Origin of the sequence: Cupriavidus basilensis (genome assembly GCF_029335485.1) — a bacterium.
GTDB lineage: Bacteria > Pseudomonadota > Gammaproteobacteria > Burkholderiales > Burkholderiaceae > Cupriavidus > Cupriavidus basilensis_E.
Window position 1 is genome coordinate 1 of sequence record NZ_JARJLM010000679.1, and the last position, 3,788, is coordinate 3,788.

Sequence of the window (3,788 nt, forward strand, 5' to 3'; positions counted from 1 at the left end):
TGCCGCTGTGCGTGATGACCTTCGAGCCGCATCCGCGCGAATTCTTTACGCCGGACAAGGCGCCCACGCGCATTGCCCTGCTGCGCGACAAGCTCGAGAGCCTGCGCCGCAACGGTGTCGACCGGGTCGTGGTCGAGCATTTCAACGCGCACTTCGCCGCGCAGTCCCCGCAAGCCTTCGTCGAAAACGTGCTCTGGCATGGCCTGCACACGCGCTGGCTGCTGGTTGGCGACGATTTCCGCTTTGGCGCCAGACGTGCCGGCGACTTCGCTTACCTGCAGCAGGCCGGCGGCCGGTACGGCTTCGACGTGGAACAGATGGGCTCGGTCTCCGAAGGCGGCGTGCGCATCTCCAGTTCCGCGGTGCGCCAAGCGCTGACCGACGGCGACCTCGAACATGCGCGCCGCCTGCTCGGCCATGGCTATGCCATCAGCGGCCATGTGGTCCACGGCCGCAAGCTCGGGCGCGACCTGGGCTTTCCCACCATCAACCTGCGCATCTCGCACAAGCGGCCGGCCGTCAATGGCATCTTCGTGGTGCAGGTGCACGGCCTGGCCGAACACGCGCTGCCGGGCGTGGCCAGCATCGGCGTGCGGCCGACCATCGAGGATGCCGGCCGGGTATTGCTGGAAGTCCACCTGTTCGACTTCAATCAGAGCATCTACGGCAAGCTGGTGCGGGTCGAATTCATGAAGAAGCTGCGCGACGAAGCCCGTTTCGACAGCCTGGATGCGCTGACCGCGGCCATTGCCAAGGACAGCGCGGACGCCCGCGCCTTTTTCGGCCTGACCGTGCCGGGCACGCCCGAGGGCACGTCCCCGGCCGCGGGCGGCCGCGACTTCGCCACCTCCGCCACCGACCGAATTAGCTAGCGCCCCGTTCCCGCGCAGCGGGACCCGGGTCGCTACCCCAACCCGCGGCTCCCCCCGCAGCCAGTCCACGCCATAACGCGCGCCCGCATCCAGCCGAGCTAGTGCCGCGCGTCAACCGAATTGCCCCGAGAATCGACATGTCCAACGACAAACGCGCCAAGCCCGAAAAAAGCAAGTATCCGGTCAACCTGCTGGAGACTCCCTTCCCGATGCGCGGCGACCTGCCCAAGCGCGAGCCGCTGTGGGTCAAGCAGTGGCAGGACAAGCAGCTCTACAAGAAGATCCGGGCAGCACGCAAGGGCGCCAAGAAATTCGTCCTGCACGACGGCCCCCCGTACGCCAACGGCGACATCCACATCGGCCACGCGGTCAACAAGGTCCTCAAGGACATGATCGTCAAGGCCCGCGGCCTGACCGGCCTGGACGCGGTCTACGTGCCGGGCTGGGACTGCCATGGCATGCCGATCGAGATCCAGATCGAAAAGCAGTTCGGCAAGGGCCTGCCGGTGCAGGAAGTGCAATCGCGCGCGCGCGCCTACGCCACCGAGCAGATCGCCCGCCAGAAGCTGGATTTCGAGCGCCTGGGCGTGCTCGGCGACTGGGAGCACCCCTACCTGACCATGAACCACAGCAACGAAGCCGACGAGCTGCGCGCGCTGGGCAAGATCATGGAAAAGGGCTTTGTGTTCCGCGGCCTGAAACCGGTGAACTGGTGCTTCGACTGCGGCTCGGCACTGGCCGAGGCCGAGGTCGAGTACAAGGACAAGACCGATCTGTCCATCGACGTGGGCTTCCCCTTCGCCGAGACCGACAAGCTGGCCCATGCCTTCAAGCTGCCGGCGGAGCAGCTTGCCGCCAAACCCGGCTGGATCGTGATCTGGACCACCACGCCGTGGACCATCCCGTCCAACCAGGCGCTCAATGTGCATCCGGAAGTCGAATACGCGCTGGTCGACACCGCGCGCGGCTTCCTGCTGCTGGCGACCGAGCGCGTCGAGGAACAGCTCAAGATCTACGAACTGGAAGGCAAGGTGCTCGCCACCACCACCGGCGCGGCGCTCTCGGAAATCCGCTTCCGCCACCCGCTGTCGAAGATGGACGCCGGCTATGACCGCCTGTCGCCGGTCTACCTGGGCGACTACGTCACCACCGATACCGGCACCGGGATCGTGCACTCGGCGCCGGCCTACGGCGTGGAGGATTTCCAGTCGTGCAAGGCGCACGGCATGCGCGACCACGACATCATCAGCCCGGTGATGGGCGACGGCGTCTATGCCAGCACGCTGCCGCTGTTCGGCGGACAAAAGATCTGGGACGCCAACCCGAAGATCGTCGAAGTGCTGGAGGCATCGGGCAACCTGTTCAACCAGCACAGGTACACCCACAGCTACATGCACTGCTGGCGCCACAAGACGCCGATCATCTACCGCGCCACTTCGCAGTGGTTCGCGGGCATGGACGTGGACCCCGTCGACAACGGCCCGACCCTGCGCGAAACCGCGCTGGCCGGCATCGAGGCGACGGAGTTCTACCCGGCCTGGGGCAAGCAGCGCCTGCACAACATGATCGCCAACCGGCCCGACTGGACCCTGTCGCGCCAGCGCCAGTGGGGCGTGCCGATGGCTTTCTTCCTGCACAAGGAGACCGGTGCGCTGCACCCGCGCACGCCTGAGCTGCTGGAGGAGATCGCCAAACGCGTCGAGCAGCACGGCATCGAGGCCTGGCAGACGCTCGATCCCAGGGAACTGCTCGGCGAAGAAGCCGCGCAGTACGAAAAGAACCGCGACACGCTCGACGTCTGGTTCGACTCCGGCACCACGCACTGGAGCGTGATCCGCGGCTCCCACCGCGAAGACCTGTACGATCCGGCGGCCGACCTGCCCGATGGCCGCCTGGCGGACCTGTACCTGGAAGGCTCGGACCAGCACCGCGGCTGGTTCCATTCCTCGCTGCTGACCGCGTCCATGCTGTACGGCAAGCCGCCCTACAAGGCACTGCTGACGCACGGCTTCACGGTGGATGGCGAAGGCCGCAAGATGTCGAAATCGATCGGCAATACGGTGTCGCCGCAGGACGTATCCAACAAGATGGGCGCCGAGATCATCCGCCTGTGGGTGGCCTCGACCGACTACTCCGGCGAACTGTCGATCTCCGACGAGATCCTGAAGCGCGTGGTGGAAGGCTATCGCCGCATCCGCAATACGCTGCGCTTCCTGCTGGCCAACCTGTCCGACTACGACCACGCGCAGCATGCGTTGCCGGCATCGGAATGGCTGGAAATCGACCGCTACGCCGTCGCGCTGACCGGGCGCCTGCAACAGGAAATCCTGTCGCACTACGACGGCTATGAGTTCCATCCGGTGGTCGCCAAGCTGCAGACCTTCTGCTCGGAAGACCTGGGCGGCTTCTACCTCGACGTGCTGAAGGACCGCCTGTACACCACCGCGGCCAACTCGAAGGCGCGCCGCGCCGCGCAGAACGCGGTATACCACATCACCCAGGCCATGCTGCACTGGATGGCGCCATTCCTGTCGTTCACGGCGGAAGAGGCCTGGCAGATCTTCGGCCATGGCACCGAGCACACCGACACCATCTTCACCAGCACCTACTACGACGTGCCGGCGATCGACCAGGCCGACGACCTGCTGCAGAAGTGGCACGTGATTCGCGAAGCCCGCGCCGAAGTCACCAAGCAGCTCGAAGCGGTGCGCGTGGACGGCGAGATCGGTTCCTCGCTGCAGGCGGAAGTCACCATCCAGGCCGGCGGCCAGGTGCTGGCTGCCCTGCAGAGCCTGTCCGACGACCTGCGCTTCGTGCTGCTGACCTCCGCGGCCAAGGTTACCCCGGCGCCGGAGAGCGGCGACCTGCTGGTCACCGTGACGCCGTCGATGCATGCCAAGTGCGAACGCTGCTGGC

Annotated in this window: 2 protein-coding genes; both read left to right on the top strand. The window is 66.1% G+C overall.

Annotation, left to right across the window (positions count from 1 at the left end):
- The coding region (locus tag P3W85_RS41655; protein WP_276269119.1) for a bifunctional riboflavin kinase/FAD synthetase at positions 1–872 on the top strand (872 nt) is incomplete at its 5' end.
- A gap of 137 nt (positions 873–1,009) precedes the next feature.
- The coding region (gene ileS / locus P3W85_RS41660; RefSeq protein WP_276269120.1) for an isoleucine--tRNA ligase at positions 1,010–3,788 on the top strand (2,779 nt) is incomplete at its 3' end.